The organism is uncultured Kluyvera sp. (assembly GCF_902485085.1).
GTDB classification, from domain to species: domain Bacteria; phylum Pseudomonadota; class Gammaproteobacteria; order Enterobacterales; family Enterobacteriaceae; genus Kluyvera; species Kluyvera ascorbata.
This window is the reverse complement of the sequence record NZ_CABTJS010000076.1, coordinates 35,277-52,464: the sequence shown is the minus strand read 5'-3', so window position 1 is coordinate 52,464 and position 17,188 is coordinate 35,277. Positions and strand designations below refer to the sequence as shown.

The following is a 17,188-nucleotide window of genomic DNA, read 5'->3' as shown; positions in this document are numbered from 1 at the left end:
GTTATTTGTAAAACGGCCCCGTCGTCACTGAATCGCGCAATACCAGCGTGCCGGTAAACGGCGGGATCGTTTCGATCTCTTCCCCACTTGCCAGCTTAATCGCCTGATCGATAGCGGTCACGATCATATTATCGATCGGCAGATAAACGGTAGAAAGCCCCGGCTCCAGCCACTTCGCGCTAGGTGCATCATCAAAACCAAACAGTGAAATATCCTGCGGGATCCGTAGCCCCGCCTGATGCAGCGCTTTTGACGCGCCGAGCGCCATATCGTCGTTACAGGCAAAGAGGGCGCTGAACGTCACTTTCTCTTTCAACAGCGCATTGCACATGTCATAGCCGCAGTTCATGGTGGAATCACCGTGCTTCACTTTTGCCGGATCCCACGCAATTCCGTTTTGCTCCAGCGCCCGGCGATAGCCCTGTAAACGCGCTTTACCGGTTGGCGTATGGATAGGAACGGTGATACAGGCAATATCCCGATGGCCTTGAGAAATCAGGTATTCCACCGCCTGAAACGCCGCATCCTGTTGTTCGAAGAAGACACAGCGTTCGCGTGCCTGGCTGACGTCACGGTTAATGACGACCAGCGGCATCGGCGTGCTATTCACCAGCGACATGATAGCCTTTTCGCTCATATGACGAGTGTAGAGGACGATGGCATCGCACTGGCGGTCGGCCAGCATCTGCACCGCCTGCTCTTCGCGTTCGGGAGTATCGTGGCCGTCGGTGACGATAAGCTGTTTGCCCCACGCTTCCGTCTGACGGGAAGCCTGCTGAAGCAGGCGGCCAAAGTAGAAACCATCAAAGGTGGAAACCACCAGGCCAATGCTGTTGCTGGTGCGGTTTGCCAATGAACGCGCCAGAAAGTTAGGGCGATAGCCTAACTCTTCCATTGCTTTGAACACCTGCTGACGGGTGCTCTCTTTAACCTGACCAGTACCATTCAGCACGCGAGAAACTGTCGCTTTCGAGACGCCTGCGCGTATTGATACATCCAGCATTGTTGCCATTGTTAATCCCTGAGACTTCGTGATGACCCGCAGTTTATCACAGACATTCATCGGTGATATGAACTCCACTGCGGCTAAAAAACCTATCGCGATCACGCTTTTGCAGTTAATCGTCGTAAAAAACGCGTCTCAATCATGTGGTATACCAATAACCCTACTGTTTTTGTTTTTGGAATACCAAATTAGAGGTTGGGAGTTAACTCACAGAACTTTTCAGCGATGATGATTATTTTTGGCATACCAAAAGGTGTTTGGCTGTACACCGAATGCGCGATAAAGCCCTTAAACTTGAGGTACTTTCTATGGCATTGCAGGACAAATTGATCGATTCGCTGGGGAGTTTCGCCACGAAATTCAACAGCTATCGCTATATCATGGCGATCAAACACGCCTTTATTACGCTGATGCCGGTGATCATCGTCGGTGCCTTCTCCGTCTTGATCTCCAACATGGTGCTGGATCCAAAAAACGGCCTTGCCAGCTTCCAGTCTCTATCGTCCCTGGCGGCACTTAAGCCAATTACCGGCGCAATCAACTATGCGACGCTGAACTTTCTCAACATTGGCGCGGTGTTTCTTATCGGTATCGAGCTGGGGCGCATCAACGGTATAAAGACCCTGTTCCCCGGCCTGCTGGCGGTGATCTGCTTTATCTGCGTCACGCCGACCACCGTACAGATGATGGTTGATGGTCAGATGCATGAGGTAAAAGATGTGCTGCTGCGCCAGTTTTCCGATACCCGCAGCCTGTTCCTCGGCATGTTCATCGCCATTCTGTCCGTCGAGATCTACTGCTGGCTGGAAACGCGCAACGGGCTGAAGATCAAAATGCCGGACACCGTACCGCCAAACGTCGCCGCCTCGTTTTCTGCGCTGATCCCGGCGATCATCACCGTTACCGCGATCGCCACCTTCGGTTTTATCTTCCATCAGTTGACCGGCATGTACCTGTACGATGCGGTGTACCAGGTTGTGCAGCAGCCGCTGGAGCGGGTAATGCAGAGCTTACCGGGGATCTTGCTGCTGATGTTTGTGGCGCAGATTTTCTGGGTGATTGGGATTCACGGCAACCAGATGATCAAACCCATTCGCGAACCGCTGCTGCTGGGGGCGATTACCGTCAACATGAGTGCGTTTGAGCAGGGTAAAGAGGTGCCGAATATCATCACCATGCCGTTCTGGGATGTGTACATGAGCATCGGTGGTTCGGGCCTGACCATCGGACTGTTGATTGCGGTGATGATCGCCACCAAGCGCAAAGAGATGAAAGAGATCGCCAAGCTGTCGATTGGCCCTGGGCTCTTTAACATCAATGAGCCGGTGATCTTCGGGATGCCTATCATGCTTAACCCGATCCTCGCCATTCCGTTCATCATTACCCCGCTGGTCACCGGCAGCATCGGCTACTTCGCCACCGTCACCGGTTTTGCCGGAAAAGCGGTGGTGATGGTGCCGTGGACGACACCGCCTTTGATCAACGCCTGGCTTTCCACCGCCGGGTCGATGGGCGCGGTGGTGACGCAGCTTATTTGTATTGTGGTGGCGGTGCTTATCTATCTGCCGTTCGTCAAAATCGCGTCCCGCCGCGCCGAGATTTCCGAGCGCCTGGCGGAAAAAACACCGGCTACCGAAAACTTTTGAGGATGCTATGAGCATAAAACGGATGACCATTCCCGATGACTTTATTCTCGGGGCTGCCGCTTCGGCCTGGCAAACGGAAGGCTGGAGTGGGAAGAAATCGGGGCAGGATTCCTGGCCCGATCTCTGGTACAAGAACGATCGCCACGTCTGGCACAACGGCTACGGCCCGGCTGTTGCCACCGATTTTATCAACCGCTTTCGTGAAGACGTGCAGTTGATGAAGCTGGCGGGCTTAACCCACTACCGTACCTCGATTAACTGGTCGCGCTTTTTAACCGACTACGAGGCGGTCACGGTGGATGAAGAGTATGCCGCCTATTACGACCAGCTTTTTGATGAACTGCTGGTCAACGGTATCGAGCCGATGATCTGTCTTGAGCACTATGAGCTGCCGGGCTACCTGCTGGAACAGTACGGCGGCTGGGGCTCGAAAAAGGTGGTCGAGCTCTACGTGCGCTACGTTGAGCAGGTGTTTGCCCGCTATCACCACAAGGTTACGCGCTGGTTTACCTTTAACGAGCCGATTGTGGTGCAGACCCGCGTCTATCTGGACGCGCTGCGCTGGCCGTATGAACAAAATACGGGGAAATGGATGCAGTGGAACCACCACAAGGTGCTGGCCACGGCGAAAGTGGTGAAGCTGTTCCGCGAGAAAGGCTACCCAGGAACCGTTGGCTGCATTCTCAACCCTGAGGTGACCTATCCGCGTTCTCATGCCGTTCACGACCAGCGTGCGGCCGAGGTATATGACCTGTTCTACAACCGCGTATTCCTCGACTCGCTGGTGCACGGTACTTATCCTGCTGAGCTTTTCACGCTGCTGGAGAAACACGCGGTTACCTGGGACTACCACGCCGATGAGCTGGCGATTATCCGCGACAACACGGTCGATGAGCTGGGCATTAACCTCTATTACCCGCACAGGGTAAAAGCGCCCTCGCGTGCCTGGCACCCGGACACGCCGTTCCATCCGGCCTGGTACTACGAACCGTTTGAACTGCCGGGTCGTAAGATGAACAACTCGCGCGGTTGGGAAATCTACCCGCAGATTGTCTACGACATGGCGATGCGTATCAAAAACGACTACCGCAATATTCCATGGTTTGTCGCTGAAAGCGGTATGGGCGTGGAAAATGAAGGTCAGTTCCGTAACGCCGACGGCGTGATTGCCGATGACTACCGCATCCGTTTTATCAGCGAGCATCTGTGGCAGACGCTGCGGGCGAAAGAAGACGGGGCTAACTGCCATGGCTATATGCTGTGGGCTTTTACCGACAACGTCTCGCCGATGAACGCCTTTAAAAATCGCTATGGGCTGATTGAAATCGACCTCAATAACGACCGTGCGCGGCGGCCAAAAGCCTCAGCTAACTGGTTCCGGCAGCTACGGGACAGCCGCGAGCTGGTGGTGGATATCGATGATGAATGGCGCTAATTTTTGCTAAGATAGCGCCGATATTCGCATAACGTACAGGTGATATTGTGGAGAAGGCTACCGTTCCGCCGGAAAAGAAACCCTATCAGGAGATTGGCGATGATTTGCGCGCTCAGATTATGCAGGGCCGCTATCCCGTCGGGTCGCGCCTGCCGCCAGAACGCAATATCGCCGAAACCTACGGCGTCAGCCGCACCATCGTGCGTGAAGCGCTGTTGATGCTGGAACTTCAGGGAACGGTGGATATCCGCCAGGGGTCCGGCGTATACGTGATGCGCATTCCACAGGAGTGCGACGGTGAGGAAGAGCGGATGCTAAGCAGCGACGTTGGCCCGTTTGAAATTCTGCAGGCCCGCCAACTGCTGGAGAGCAACATTGCCGCCTTCGCCGCGAAGATGGCAACCCGCGCGGATATCGATAACCTCAAACAGATTATCGAGCAAGAACAACGGGCTATTGCACTGAATGATACCAGCCAGGACAACGGCCGCCTATTCCATCTGGTGCTGGCGGGAGCCACGCAAAACCAAATGTTACTGTCGACTATTGAACGCGTCTGGATCCAGATGGACAGCAGCCCGCTGTGGCAACAGTTCAATGCCCATATTGCTAGCCGTACCTACCGGCTGAAGTGGCTTGGAGACCGACAGACCATCCTGGCCGCGCTGCGTCGCCGTGATGTGATGGGGGCCTGGCAGGCGATGGGGCAACATCTTGAGAACGTCAAAAATAGCCTGATGGAACTGTCTGACGAAGACGCGCCGGATTTTGACGGTTATCTGTTTGAATCTGTGTCTATCTTCCAGGGAAAAGTAATGTGACCATCCTGCCGCTGCACGACTGTCCGCAGTTCGCCGGTCAGGTGACCGACTGGCTGTGGCACGCTTTTGGTGGTGAGAATCTGTCACGTGCCTTTTTTGCCAGCATCATCGAACACAGCCAGAGCCCTGGCGCACTGCCGCTTACCTTTATTGCCGTTGAAGATGAGAAAGTGGTGGGGACCGTAGGCCTATGGCGCTGCGATTTAATTAGCCGTCAGGATCTGTGGCCGTGGATGGCGGCGCTGTATGTCACGCCTGAAGCGCGCGGCTGTGGTCTGTCGGGTCAGCTTCAGCGCCACGTGATGACCTATGCCGCACGGCAGGGGTTTACGCAGCTGCACCTCTATTCGTCTTGCCGGGATTTTTATGAGCGCTTCGGTTGGCAGTACATCGGCGATGCCCTGGATTACCCGGACACCACCGTACACCTTTATCGCTACGACTTAACGTCTTCTGCCGGTGAGCTCACCGAGTGACGGCGCACCAGCGTCGGGCTGAACAGATGGGTGATATCCGGCAGCGGGCGCTTTTCTGCCAGCGCCAGCGCCAGCTCCGCCGCCTGAGTGGCCATGGTGACAATCGGGTAGCGGATGGTGGTCAAGCGCGGACGCACGTAGCGGGAAACCAACACATCATCGAAGCCAATCAGCGAAATTTCCTGCGGTACGTCGATACCGTTATCGTTGAGCACGCCCATCGCGCCAGCGGCCATCGAATCGTTATAGCAGGCCACCGCGGTAAACTGCTTGCCGCGGCCTAACAGTTCGGTCATTGCCTGTTCACCGCCGCTCTCGTCCGGTTCAGCGAAGGTTACCAGCCGCTCATTGCACGGCAGGCCGCTCTCTTTCAGGGCATCGTAGTAGCCCTGTAAACGATCCTCCGCATCCGAAATCGTATGGTTCGAGCAAATATAGCCGATGCGGGTATGACCTTGCTGAATCAGATGGCGGGTGGCGAGCCAGGCGCCGTAACGGTCATCCAGCGCCACGCAGCGCTTTTCAAAGCCGGGCAGAATGCGGTTTATCAGTACCATGCCGGGGATCTGCTTCATTAAATCAGCCAGTTCGGCATCGGGGATGAGCTTGGCGTGCACGACCAGCGCCGCACAGCGATGGCGGATAAGCTGCTCAATGGCCTGACGTTCTTTGGTTTCGTTATGATAGCCGTTGCCGATCAGTAAAAAATTGCCGGTGTTATAGGCCACCTGCTCCACGGCTTTGACCATGGCGCCGAAAAAGGGATCGGACACATCGCCCACCACCAGGCCGACGGTTTCGGTCGACTGCTGGGCCAGCGCACGCGCGTTGGCGTTGGGATGATAGCTTAGCGTTTCCATAGCGGCGGAGACCGCCTGGCGCGAGGCATCGCTGGCTTTAGGGGAGTTGTTGATGACGCGGGATACGGTGGCGACGGAGACGCCTGCAAGCCGGGCCACATCTTTTATTGTCGCCATAATATGCCTTAATCAAAAATTCTGAGGGTAAACGCTTACACCACAACAGTGTTACGGAAATCCCCGTGCTATTCAAGGATGGCGGTGTGGTGAATTGCACAATTATGATGCAGAAGTGACATTACCAGGAAAAGTGACACCGCGCGGGGCGAAACCCTGCAACGAAACGGGAGAATTCAAACGTTTGCTTACACTTTGCGAAATGCTGTTGCGAATGTCTGCTGGAGAACGCGTTAGGCGACTTGCTAATCTGATTATCCCAGAGGTATTGATAGGTGAAGTCGCCCCAAAAGGTTGACCACTTGATTACACCAACCTGCGCAGATGCGCAGGTTTTTTTTTGCTTCGCGCCCGCCTGTTACAGTTCCCGATAATCGCAATACCTCGTTTCATTTGCGCTCATTCTCTTGCGCTTTTCCGCTGGTTGCGGGGTGTGGAGGGCGCGACAATAGCAGTCCCAGAGGTATTGATTGGTGAATGTTTCATGGTACGCCTTGCGTACTTCATCACTTACACCGACCTGCGCAGATGCGCAGGTTTTTTTTTGCCTGACTTTCGTCCCGGACTGCTTTTCCACAGTTTTCTCGTGTAACCTTCAATGACAAAACTATGGCAAAAGGAGTTTGTATGCTTCTCTGTTTTTTCCGACAGCTATTTAAGGTGCTCTTCCGGGTCAGGATGACGGGAAACACTGAGGCGCTGAGCCAGCCAAAGGTGCTGATTACGCCAAACCACGTCTCATTCCTTGATGGTATTCTTCTGGCGTTATTTCTCCCCGTTCGCCCGGTTTTTGCCGTCTACACCTCAATTTCGCAAAAATGGTTTATGCGGTGGCTGACGCCCATTATCGATTTCGTGCCGCTTGATCCCACCAAACCGATGTCAATCAAGCATCTGGTGCGCCTGATTGAACAGGGCCGCCCGGTAGTGATATTCCCGGAAGGGCGTATTTCGGTATCCGGCTCGCTGATGAAGATATATGACGGCGCGGCCTTTGTGGCGGCGAAGTCTGGCGCGACGATTATTCCGGTGCGCATTGAAGGCGCGGAGCTGACTCACTTTAGTCGCCTGAAGGGGCTGGTGAAGCAGCGCCTGTTCCCACGCATCTCGCTGCATCTGCTGCCGCCAACGACGCTGCCGATGCCGGAAGCGCCGCGCGCGCGCGACCGGCGCAAAATCGCCGGCGAAATGCTGCACCAGATTATGATGGAAGCGCGCATGGCGGTGCGTCCGCGCGAAACTCTGTATGAATCTTTGCTCACGGCAATGCATCGTTACGGCGAGAAAAAACCGTGCGTGGAAGACGTTAACTTCCAGCCGGATAGCTACCGCAAGCTGCTGACCAAAACGCTGTTTGTGGCGCGAATTCTGGAGAAATACAGCAAACAGGGTGAAAAGATTGGTCTGATGCTGCCGAATGCGGGCATCAGCGCGGCGGTCATTTTCGGCGCTATCGCTCGTGGGCGTATTCCGGCCATGATGAACTACACCGCCGGAGTCAAAGGGCTTACCAGCGCGATTACCGCCGCGCAAATTGGCACTATTTTTACCTCCCGCACTTTCCTTGATAAAGGCAAGCTCTGGCACCTGACCGAGCAGCTTACCCAAGTGCGCTGGGTGTTCCTCGAAGATTTAAAAGGTGATGTCACCACCACCGATAAGCTGTGGATCTTCTCTCGCGTGCTGATGCCTCGTCTGGCGCAGGTTGCGCAGAAGCCGGAAGACCCGGCAATTATTCTCTTTACCTCGGGTTCTGAAGGCCATCCTAAAGGGGTGGTACACAGCCATAAAAGCATTCTGGCAAACGTCGAGCAGATTAAAACCATCGCCGACTTCACCGCCAACGACCGCTTTATGTCGGCACTGCCGCTGTTCCACTCCTTCGGCCTGACGGTGGGGCTGTTCACGCCGCTGCTGACCGGCGCGCAGGTGTTCCTCTACCCAAGCCCACTGCATTATCGCGTGGTGCCGGAGCTGGTCTATGACCGTAACTGCACCGTGCTGTTTGGTACATCTACCTTCTTAGCCAACTACGCGCGCTTCGCCAACCCGTATGATTTCTATCGTCTGCGCTATGTCGTGGCAGGCGCGGAAAAACTGCAGCAGAGCACCAAAGAACTTTGGCAGGACAAATTTGGCCTGCGAATTCTTGAAGGTTACGGCGTGACCGAGTGCGCACCGGTGGTTTCCATCAACGTACCGATGGCGGCCAAGCCGGGCACGGTGGGGCGTATTCTGCCGGGCATGGATGCGCGTTTGCTGGAGGTGCCGGGCATTGAGCAGGGCGGCCGTCTGCAATTGAAGGGGCCGAACATCATGGCGGGCTATCTGCGCGTTGAAAATCCGGGCGTGCTGGAAGTGCCGACGGCGGAGAATCAGCACGGCGAACTGGAAACCGGCTGGTATGACACCGGTGACATTGTCGCGTTTGATGCGCAGGGCTTTGTGCAAATCCAGGGCCGCGCGAAGCGTTTTGCCAAAATTGCCGGCGAAATGGTCTCGCTAGAGATTGTTGAGCAGCTAGCACTGGGCGTATCGCCTGAGAAGATGCATGCCACCGCGGTGAAAACCGACGCCAGCAAAGGCGAGGCGCTGGTGCTGTTTACCACCGATAATGAACTGACCCGCGACAAGCTATTGCAGTATGCGCGGGCCCATGGCGTACCGGAGCTGGCTGTGCCCCGCGATATTCGCTGGCTTAAACAGCTGCCGCTGCTTGGCAGCGGTAAACCGGATTTCGTCACCCTGAAGAGCATGGTTGCAGAGACGGAACATCCGAATGAGTGAGTCAGTACACACTAACAACTCCCTGCTGTCGAAAGGCATGATGGCGGTTATTGTCGCCCAGTTCCTTTCGGCGTTTGGCGATAACGCGCTGCTGTTTGCCGTGCTGGCGCTCATGAAGCAGCAGTTTTATCCCGAGTGGAGCCAGCCGGTGCTGCAAATGGTGTTTGTGGGCGCTTACATCATCTTTGCCCCGTTTGTCGGCCAGGTGGCGGATAGCTTTGGTAAAGGCCGGGTGATGATGTTCGCCAACAGCCTGAAGTTGATTGGTGCGGCAACAATTTGTGCAGGTATGAACCCGTTTATCGGCTACACGCTGGTGGGGATTGGCGCAGCCTCCTACTCGCCAGCGAAGTACGGCATCCTGGGTGAAATCACCACTGGCGATAAGCTGGTGAAAGCGAACGGTCTGATGGAAGCCTCCACCATTGCCGCCATCCTGATTGGCTCGGTGGCCGGTGGCGTGGTGGCTGACTGGAGTGTGGTGGGGGCGCTGGCGCTTTGTGCCGTGGTGTATGGCGGTGCGGTGGTTGCCAACATTTTCATTCCCAAATTACCGGCGGCCCGTCCCGGGCAGTCCTGGCGTTTTGGCCCAATGACCCGCAGCTTCTTCAATGCCTGCAACGTACTGTGGCATAACGGTGAAACGCGTTTCTCACTGCTCGGCACCAGTATGTTCTGGGGAGCCGGAGTGACGCTGCGTTTCCTGCTGATGCTGTGGGTGCCGGTGGCATTGGGGATTACCGATAACGCGACGCCGACCTATCTGAATGCGATGGTCGCCGTCGGGATTGTGGTTGGCGCGGGGGCGGCGGCAAAGCTGGTGACGCTTGAAACCGTGGCACGCTGTATGCCTGCCGGGGTGTTGATTGGCGTGGTTGTTGCCATTTTTGCGTTCCAGCAGGCGCTGCTGCCAGCGTACGTACTTCTATTTATCATCGGTATCTGCGGCGGCTTCTTCGTGGTGCCGCTCAATGCGCTGCTGCAGGACCGCGGCAAACAGACCGTGGGTTCAGGTAATGCGATCGCGGTACAAAACCTCGGTGAAAACAGCGCGATGCTGATTATGCTGGGGCTCTATTCGCTGGCGGTGGCGGTGAATATTCCGGTGGTCGGCGTGGGGATTGGCTTTGGCGTGCTGTTTGCGCTGGCAATTATCGCGCTGTGGCTGTGGGGTAAACGCCGCTGATGTGAACCCGGCGGCGCTTCGCTTGGCCGGGCTACGGCTATAAATGTAGTCATTGTAGGCCGGATAAGCGTAGCGCCATCCGGCACGATGTGGCACCTTGCCGGATGGCGGCGTCACCGCCTTATCCGGCCTACATTTTAAGGTGCCGGGTAGGTATAAACCTGATGCACCGCCTCAATCTCTGCTAACACGTCCGCGCTTAACTCCAGATGCAGACTCTCAACGTTAGTTTTCAACTGCTCCATCGTCGTCGCGCCTAACAGCGTACTGGCAACGAACGGCTGACGGCGAACGAACGCCAGCGCCATTTGTGCCGGGTCGAGGTTATGACGTTTGGCGATATCGACGTATGCCGCCACCGCCTTCTGCGTCTGCTCACCGCTGTAGCGCGTAAATCGGCTGAAGAGCGTATTGCGGGCACCCGCAGGCTTCGCGCCGTTCAGGTACTTACCGGTGAGCGTCCCGAAGGCCAGGCAGGAGTAAGCCAACAGCTCAACGCCTTCAAACTGACTCACTTCCGCAAGCGCCACTTCGTAGCTGCGGTTCACCAGGCTGTACGGGTTCTGGATGGTGACAATGCGCGGCAGGTCGTGTTTATCCGCCAGATGCAGATAGCGCATCACGCCAAATGCCGTCTCGTTGGATACGCCAATATAGCGAATCTTCCCGGCGCGCTGATATTCGGTGAGCGCTTCCAGCGTCTCCAGCAGCGACACTACCGGCGCGGAGTCGGCCCAGGTGTAGCCCAGTTTGCCAAAGCAGTTGGTCGGGCGCTGTGGCCAGTGTACCTGGTAGAGATCGAGATAGTCGGTTTGCAGGCGCGTCAGCGAGTTGTGCAGCGCATCGCGAATGTTTTTTCGGTCCAGTGCCTGGTTGGGGCGAATGCCGCTGTCGTTGTTGCGCGAAGGGCCGCTCACCTTGGAAGCAATCACCAGCTTCTCGCGGTTGCCGTGCTTGGCCAGCCAGTTACCGACATAGGTCTCGGTAAGGCCCTGAGTTTCCGGGCGCGGAGGAACGGGGTACATCTCGGCGACATCGATCAGATTAATGCCCTGGCTAACGGCATAATCAAGCTGTGCATGGGCGTCGGCTTCGCTATTTTGTTCACCAAACGTCATTGTGCCAAGCCCGAGGGTGCTTATCTCAAGCGAGCTGTGGGGGATACGGTGGTACTGCATAAGCCGGCTTCCTTTTATCAACAGCGTCAGGAAAGAGTCCTGACAAAGGAATATAAAAATGGCAGAGGGGGAGAAAAAGGGAAAGCAGAAAATGAAAAAAGGCCAGCAGGCGGCTGACCTCTCTGATTATCGTTTGATAATTTGCGACACGTCGTCGCGGTTGATCTGCATCTTATTACCTTGCTGATCTTCATAGCTGATAAGCCCGGTGTCGTCATCGACTTCCGGCTTACCGTCGGTCAGGATCATCCGACCGTCTTTGGTGGCCATCACGTAATCGCTGCTACAGCCGGAAACTGCAAAGGCTAAACCTACTGCGGAAATCAACACTGCCCATTTTGTCATCGTTATCCCCTTCATCGCCGCGCTCTTAATAGTTTAGTAATAACCGACCTAAGGCACAGCATAAAGCAGGAAAATCTTAAAAAAACCGGACACAGCCCTCAATTGAGGGCTGTTGATGATTGATTAATGTTTATTTTTCTTACTTCGCAGCAGATTAAGGCTCTCTACTGCCATAGAGAAGAACATCGCGAAGTAGATATAGCCTTTTGGCACATGGACATCGAGGCTTTCAAGAATCAGCGTGAAGCCCACCAGAATCAGGAACGACAGAGCTAGCATTTTTACCGATGGGTGTCTTTCGACGAATTCGCCAATTGAGCGTGCTGCGAACATCATCACGCCAACCGCAATAACCACGGCGGCCATCATAATAAACAGATGATCGGAAAGACCGACGGCGGTAATGACCGAATCAAGGCTGAAGATGATATCCAGCATCATAATCTGCACGATCGCGCCCAAAAACGAATGAACGTTCGTTTTTAGGCTCTCTTCATCGCCTTCGATAGACTCATGAATTTCCATACTGGCCTTCCAGATAAGGAACAGCCCGCCAAGCAGTAAAATCAGATCGCGAATCGAAATCGCCTGACCGAACAGGGTAAACAGCGGTTGGGTGAGTTTGACTACCCAGGCAATCGAGGCCAGCAGCGCAAGGCGCATGAGCATGGCCCCCATTAACCCCAAACGACGGGCATGCGCACGCTGCGCGGTAGGGAGCTTAGCAACAACCAGAGAGAGAAAAATAATATTATCGATCCCCAGAACGATTTCCAGAATCGTCAGCGTGCCGAGTGCAAGCCAGGCATTGGGGTCGGTGATCCATGCAAATAACATTAGATAAGTCCTGCCAAATAAAACGAAAGCGTTAATCGATATAGTTGAGGTGCGTTGCGACAACCGATGCAAAACCCTCCCCAGAAACGCATTCCAGGCGGTCAGAGGAAGGGTGAAGGCGTGCCGGTCGCGCACAGCGGGGGAAGTATAATCCCGCTGTGCGGCAGGACAAAAAAATTAATCGACCCGCAGCATAAAGTGGCGCGCCAGTAGGGCGGCGGTGAAGTTCTTTTTGAGATAGAAGCCGCGGGGTAGGGTCATGATGGGCTCGCCTTTCGCGCCAATGGCTTCGGTCAGCGCCTTGCTGTTCGCGGCCTTCGGCCTGAGCTGTAGCACTTCGCCGTGGCGGGCGGTAATACGCTCCACCTGACCAAGAACGATGAGATCCATTAGCTCTTCCCAGTCCATCTGTAACTGACGCTCTTCTTCTGCGCTTGGGGTCCACAGCAGCGGCGCGCCCACGCGGCGTTCAGCAAGGGGGATCGACCGTTCACCTTCCACCGGGATCCACAGCACCCGCTTGAGCTTGTGGCGCACGTGGCTATTTTCCCAAGTCACGCCGGAGTTACCGGTCAGCGGCGCGACGCACACGAAGGTGGTCTCCAGCGGGCGACCCTGGGAATCGATAGGAATGGTTTTCAGCTCAACGCCCAGCGCGGCGAAATCCTGTTCGGGCTTACTCCCGGCGCTGGCGCCCAGCCAAATCTCCAGCAGCACGCCAATCCAGCCTTTGTCTCGCTTTAAATCCTTCGGCGCGACGATGCCAGCCATCGCCGCCAGTTCACCCAACGAATAGCCCGCCAGTCGCTGCGCCTGAGCAAGAAGTTCAGCCTGGGTTTTAGGCGATTCGCGAAGTGGAGCAAGGGTGGACATGATGGTGCGCCTTGTGGTGAAAAAATGAACGACAATTTTACCGGGTGTGGATAGAGTTTAACTTTTTCTGGGTAAATATGACAACGTGATGATTATCATGCCTTTTTTTTGATAAAAAACGACGAAAAAATGACGTCGAAAAAGGTTTTCCAAATCTGGTCACTGACAATGAACAGGATCTTACACCATGTTATCCACAGAAAAGTGGGATAACTGGGGAAAAGCCCTACTACTGTTTCAATTTACAGCCTTGACGTGCGACGAAAATCGAATTTTCGCACAAAAGATGCCTAAGATGTTTGCACAATCTGTGGATAAAACCAACGTTGCTCGATCTTTCATCAATTGAAGGATCGCCTATGTGATGATCATCACGTTATGCGCTAATGCATCAGGATTAACTATAATAACATAATGAAAAATATCGTTTTACTGATTGAAGATGACATGCGATTATTCAGAGTACTCTGGGTTTTCCCTGGGTAATTCCGTACTTCTTCACAACTCTATCCACAGAAAAAGTGAATAAAATCGTCGGCAAGCGCGGTTCTCTGTTTATAACTCTGATGATTACTGTGAGTTATTCAAATGTTATTCGTTAGTCGTGGCGTAATAGAGTGGTTTACCGTTTCCAGCGAGTGTGAAACAATCATTCACATTGAAGCTTATTTTGAGGTAGTCCGGTGATTGATGACGATGGCTACCGCCCGAATGTAGGTATTGTAATTTGCAATCGTCAGGGCCAGGTAATGTGGGCCCGACGCTATGGTCAGCACTCCTGGCAATTTCCCCAAGGGGGCATAAACCCCGGTGAGACGGCAGAACAGGCGATGTATCGGGAACTGTTCGAAGAAGTTGGATTAAGCCGCAAGGATGTGCGGATCCTCGCTTCGACCCGAAACTGGTTGCGTTACAAGTTGCCAAAACGTTTGGTGCGTTGGGACACTAAGCCGGTTTGTATCGGCCAGAAACAAAAGTGGTTTCTCTTGCAGTTGATCGGCAATGACGCGGATATCAATATGCAAACCAGCAGCACGCCGGAATTCGACGGCTGGCGCTGGGTGAGTTACTGGTATCCGGTACGTCAGGTCGTCTCGTTTAAACGCGACGTCTACCGCCGGGTGATGAAAGAGTTCGCCAGTGTAGTGATGGCGCTTGCGGAGAGCGCCCCAAAACCGCAAAGCGCGCCTGCTTATCGACGCAAAAGAGGTTAAGCCACGCACATTATGCTCACGCGCTTACGCGAAATTGTTGAGAAGGTCGCGAGTGCGCCTCGTCTGAACGAGGCGCTGGATATTCTGGTCACTGACGTCTGCCACGCGATGGAGACGGAGGTTTGCTCGGTCTATCTCGCCGACAACGATCGACGCTGCTTTTATCTGATGGCGACCCGTGGTCTGAAGAAGCCACGGGGTCGTACCATTACGCTCGCCTTTGATGAAGGCATCGTTGGCCTGGTCGGCCGACTGGCCGAACCCATCAACCTTGCCGACGCGCAAAAACACCCCAGCTATAAATACATTCCCTCAGTAAAAGAAGAGCGCTTCCGCGCGTTTCTTGGCGTGCCGATTATTCAGCGCCGCCAACTGCTTGGCGTACTGGTGGTACAGCAGCGTGAACTGCGTCAGTTCGACGAAAGCGAAGAGTCATTCCTGGTGACGCTCGCCACGCAAATGGCGGCAATCCTCTCTCAATCTCAGCTGACGGCGCTGTTTGGTCAGTATCGTCAGACGCGCATTCGCGCGCTGCCTGCTTCACCGGGCGTGGCGATAGCCGAAGGCTGGATGGACGCTACTCTGCCATTAATGGAGCAGGTTTACGAAGCGTCCTCGCTGGACACTGCGCTTGAGCGCGAGCGCTTAACCGGCGCGCTGGAAGAGGCGGCGAACGAATTCCGTCGCTACAGCAAACGCTATGCCGCCGGAGCGCAAAAAGAGACGGCGGCGATTTTTGACCTCTATTCACACCTGCTCTCTGATGCCAGCCTGCGGCGCGAGCTGTTTGCGGAAGTGGATAAAGGCTCGGTTGCCGAATGGTCGGTGAAGAAAATCATCGAGAAGTTCGCTGAACAGTTTGCCGCGCTGAGCGATGGCTATTTGAAAGAGCGGGCGGGCGATCTGCGCACGCTTGGGCAGCGATTGCTGTTCCATCTTGATGACACCACGCAAGGCGCTAACGGTTGGCCGGAGCGCTTTGTGCTGGTGGCCGACGAGCTTTCTGCGGCGACGCTGGCTGAAGTTCCGCAAGATCGGTTAGCGGGCGTGGTCGTTCGTGACGGCGCCGCCAACTCCCACGCGGCGATCATGGTGCGCGCGCTGGGCATTCCGACGGTAATGGGGGCGGATATTCAGCCCGCGATCCTTCATGGGCGCACGCTGGTGGTCGATGGCTATCGCGGCGAACTGCTGGTCGACCCTGAACCTATCCTGGTGCAGGAATACCAGCGCCTCATCAGCGAAGAAAATGAGCTGAGCCGCCTGGCGGAAGGGGACGTTGAGCGCCCGGCCGAACTGAAAAGCGGCGAGCGGGTGAAAGTGATGCTTAACGCCGGTTTAAGCCCGGAACATGAACAAAAGCTGGGTCGTCGCATTGACGGCATCGGCCTCTACCGTACCGAAATTCCGTTTATGCTGCAAAGCGGCTTCCCATCGGAAGAGGAGCAGGTCGCGCAGTATCAGGGCATGCTGCAGATGTTTAACGACAAACCCGTGACGCTGCGAACGCTCGACGTCGGCGCGGACAAACAGCTGCCGTACATGCCGATTAGCGAAGAGAACCCGTGCCTTGGCTGGCGTGGCATCCGCATAACGCTGGATCAGCCAGAGATCTTCTTGATCCAGGTGCGCGCGATGCTGCGTGCTAACGCGGCAACCGGCAACCTCAGCATCCTGCTGCCGATGATCACCAACCTGGAAGAGGTGGACGAAGCACGCCGCCTGATCGACCGTGCCGGTCGTGAAGTGGAAGAGATGATCGGCTACGCGATTCCAAAACCGCGGATCGGGATCATGCTGGAAGTGCCATCGATGATCTTCATGCTGCCGAATCTGGTAAACCGCGTTGATTTCATTTCGGTGGGCACCAACGATTTGACCCAGTACGTGCTGGCGGTAGACCGGAACAACACGCGCGTCGCCAGCATGTATGACAGCCTGCACCCTGGCATGATTCGGGTGCTGTCGATGATTGTCCAGGAAGCCGATCGCTACGGCATTGATTTACGCCTGTGCGGCGAAATGGCCGGCGACCCGATGTGCGTCACCATTCTGGTGGGCTTGGGTTTCCGTCATTTGTCGATGAACGGCCGCTCGGTGGCGCGCGTGAAGTACCTGCTGCGTAATATCGACCTCGAAGATGCTGAAACCCTGGCGCGGCGCAGTCTCGACGCGCAGATGGCCACCGAAGTGCGCCATCAGGTGGCGGCGTTTATGGAGCGCCGTGGCCTCGGCGGCTTGATTCGCGGCGGCCTGTAGGCCACCCGACGCACATTGCCGGATGGCGCTACGCTTGTCCGGCCTGCATTTTGCACCACCTCGTAGCCCGGCCGAGCGCAGCGACGCCGGGATCTCTCATCGCTCCCCGTTTATACATATCTTTTACATCTTCTGCGCATCATCTCTC

14 protein-coding genes and 1 pseudogene are annotated in these 17,188 nt (G+C 55.3%); 8 read left to right on the top strand and 7 right to left on the bottom strand.

The genetic code is table 11. The features are described 5' to 3' along the window. Position 1 precedes the first annotated feature (1 nt). Positions 2-1,012, bottom strand: coding sequence for a LacI family DNA-binding transcriptional regulator (locus RDN66_RS08770; protein WP_035893980.1), 1,011 nt, complete (start codon positions 1,010-1,012; stop codon positions 2-4). 302 nt (positions 1,013-1,314) lie between these two features. On the opposite strand from RDN66_RS08770, the gene RDN66_RS08765 reads away from it, so the two are divergent. The 4 genes from RDN66_RS08765 to RDN66_RS08750 are packed head-to-tail and all read left to right on the top strand — an operon-like array spanning position 1,315 to position 5,384. Further along, positions 1,315-2,652 carry a PTS transporter subunit EIIC gene (locus RDN66_RS08765; RefSeq protein ID WP_308537785.1) on the top strand — a complete coding sequence of 446 codons (1,338 nt, stop codon included), beginning with the start codon at positions 1,315-1,317 and terminating at the stop codon, positions 2,650-2,652. Positions 2,653-2,659: 7 nt separating this feature from the next. Beyond that, positions 2,660-4,087, top strand: a complete 1,428-nt coding sequence (locus RDN66_RS08760; RefSeq protein ID WP_202217234.1) for a glycoside hydrolase family 1 protein — start codon at positions 2,660-2,662, stop codon at positions 4,085-4,087. Between the two features lie 47 nt (positions 4,088-4,134). After that, positions 4,135-4,908: a GntR family transcriptional regulator gene (locus tag RDN66_RS08755; RefSeq protein WP_035893976.1), complete on the top strand. Its 774-nt coding sequence runs from the start codon at positions 4,135-4,137 to the stop codon at positions 4,906-4,908. Continuing rightward, positions 4,905-5,384 carry a GNAT family N-acetyltransferase gene (locus RDN66_RS08750; protein ID WP_202217235.1) on the top strand — a complete coding sequence of 160 codons (480 nt, stop codon included), beginning with the start codon at positions 4,905-4,907 and terminating at the stop codon, positions 5,382-5,384. The genes RDN66_RS08755 and RDN66_RS08750 overlap by 4 nt, the downstream gene beginning before the upstream one ends. Here RDN66_RS08750 and galR read toward each other — a convergent pair. Beyond that, complete coding sequence (galR, locus tag RDN66_RS08745; RefSeq protein WP_035893974.1) at positions 5,345-6,361, bottom strand: HTH-type transcriptional regulator GalR; 1,017 nt, start codon at positions 6,359-6,361, stop codon at positions 5,345-5,347. The genes RDN66_RS08750 and galR overlap by 40 nt on opposite strands. A gap of 627 nt (positions 6,362-6,988) precedes the next feature. On the opposite strand from galR, the gene aas reads away from it, so the two are divergent. Further along, positions 6,989-9,148 (top strand): bifunctional acyl-ACP--phospholipid O-acyltransferase/long-chain-fatty-acid--ACP ligase, encoded by a 2,160-nt coding sequence (aas, locus tag RDN66_RS08740; RefSeq protein WP_308537784.1) that lies wholly within the window; start codon positions 6,989-6,991, stop codon positions 9,146-9,148. After that, on the top strand, positions 9,141-10,334 hold the full coding sequence (lplT, locus tag RDN66_RS08735; protein WP_308537783.1) for a lysophospholipid transporter LplT: 1,194 nt from the start codon (positions 9,141-9,143) through the stop codon (positions 10,332-10,334). The genes aas and lplT overlap by 8 nt, the downstream gene beginning before the upstream one ends. Before the next feature lie 137 nt (positions 10,335-10,471). Here the strand turns inward: lplT and RDN66_RS08730 are convergent, their stop codons facing one another. The 5 genes and pseudogenes from RDN66_RS08730 to RDN66_RS08710 form a co-directional block, all read right to left on the bottom strand. Further along, complete coding sequence (locus tag RDN66_RS08730; RefSeq protein ID WP_035893970.1) at positions 10,472-11,512, bottom strand: NADP(H)-dependent aldo-keto reductase; 1,041 nt, start codon at positions 11,510-11,512, stop codon at positions 10,472-10,474. A 126-nt stretch (positions 11,513-11,638) separates the two neighbouring features. After that, positions 11,639-11,857: a YgdI/YgdR family lipoprotein gene (locus RDN66_RS08725; RefSeq protein ID WP_035893968.1), complete on the bottom strand. Its 219-nt coding sequence runs from the start codon at positions 11,855-11,857 to the stop codon at positions 11,639-11,641. A 123-nt stretch (positions 11,858-11,980) separates the two neighbouring features. After that, positions 11,981-12,694 (bottom strand): TerC family protein, encoded by a 714-nt coding sequence (locus RDN66_RS08720; protein ID WP_035893966.1) that lies wholly within the window; start codon positions 12,692-12,694, stop codon positions 11,981-11,983. Positions 12,695-12,871: 177 nt separating this feature from the next. After that, a complete protein-coding gene (gene mutH / locus RDN66_RS08715; RefSeq protein ID WP_035893964.1) occupies positions 12,872-13,567 on the bottom strand; it encodes a DNA mismatch repair endonuclease MutH in 696 nt (231 codons plus the stop codon). Between the two features lie 143 nt (positions 13,568-13,710). Then, positions 13,711-13,809, bottom strand: a pseudogene (locus RDN66_RS08710) (hypothetical protein); the annotation flags it as partial. Positions 13,810-14,250: 441 nt separating this feature from the next. On the opposite strand from RDN66_RS08710, the gene rppH reads away from it, so the two are divergent. Both rppH and ptsP read left to right on the top strand, forming a co-directional pair. Then, entirely contained in the window at positions 14,251-14,781 is a 531-nt protein-coding gene (gene rppH / locus RDN66_RS08705; RefSeq protein ID WP_035893962.1) for an RNA pyrophosphohydrolase, read from the top strand. A 12-nt stretch (positions 14,782-14,793) separates the two neighbouring features. Further along, positions 14,794-17,040, top strand: a complete 2,247-nt coding sequence (ptsP, locus tag RDN66_RS08700; RefSeq protein ID WP_202217239.1) for a phosphoenolpyruvate--protein phosphotransferase — start codon at positions 14,794-14,796, stop codon at positions 17,038-17,040. Positions 17,041-17,188: the final 148 nt, after the last annotated feature.